This window comes from Stenotrophomonas pictorum JCM 9942, from assembly GCF_001310775.1.
Classification (GTDB): domain Bacteria; phylum Pseudomonadota; class Gammaproteobacteria; order Xanthomonadales; family Xanthomonadaceae; genus Stenotrophomonas; species Stenotrophomonas pictorum.
Genome location: NZ_BAZI01000651.1, coordinates 1 through 977 on the forward strand (window position 1 = coordinate 1; position 977 = coordinate 977).

At 67.5% G+C, this 977-nt stretch carries 1 protein-coding gene; it reads left to right on the plus strand.

Features of this window, described 5'->3' with window-relative positions:
• The coding region (locus tag JCM9942_RS16795; RefSeq protein ID WP_054660974.1) for a hypothetical protein at positions 1-692 on the plus strand (692 nt) is incomplete at its 5' end.
• Positions 693-977 lie beyond the last annotated feature (285 nt).

Below are 977 nucleotides of genomic sequence, written 5' to 3' on the forward strand. Positions count from 1 at the left end.
CGCGTGCCACCGCCGCGGTCGACACCGTACCCGCCCCTGTTCCTGCCGCAGCACCGGTCCCGGCGAGCGCGCCGCGTTCGCCGCCGCTATATGGAAGCGACGGCCAGGCGGTGCTCGCACCGGATACCGTGGGTGAGGCAAAACAGCAGAGCGATGCCGAGCGTGTCTTCGAGCATCGCGATGAACTGGCCACGGGCGTAGGCGAGCGTGCAACGGCCAACCTGTTTTCGGGCAGGCGTGCCGGAACACGGCAGAAACGCTCGGAGAGCCTTATCTATGGTGAAGACATCCAGGCGGCTGAGGCGCGGCGGCCGCCGGATATCGCCTTCAACCCGGCGCGGCACGAACGCCCCTCGGACCTGGGCAGCGAGGCCACCGGCGATGCCTGGAAGGCTGCGCCGATCCGCTACGAGAAAGCCCCCGATCTGAAAGGGGAGGCCAGCCGCCGTATCCGTGCGGCGCTGGGTGATCTGGAGCAGCGCTATCCGCGTTGCAGCACGGCGCAGCGCAGCCACTGGCTGGCCCCGGCGCTGTCCCAGCTGGAGACGTTGCAGCGGGTGGAGTACCGCTACAGCCACGGCGCCGATCCGGTGGAAGCCGAACACAGCTTGCCCAGCGCCGCCGACAACGCCTACGACCAGGCGCGGCGTGCGCTGTGGGACGCCGAGCGGCGCATGAAAATGTGCACTTGAGCGGCGGACATTTCGCGCCGGCCGACAGGCGGGGCGAGGCCAATGCCGGGCAGGTCCAGACACTGCTGGAGCCACTGCCAAGACATGGCAGGCCAAACCCGGACAACTTTCATAAGTTGATGTTTTTGAATGGTTTTGGCAGGGAGGACTGGGCCTAGAATCGGGCTTCCTTCACATCTTCCGGATTGCGATGAAGTCGATCAGTCTGCTCGCCTGCGCCCTGGCGCTGGTTTCCACCCTTGGTTGCCAGGCGCAGCCCGACCCGGCCAGCGCGCCGGCGGCGGA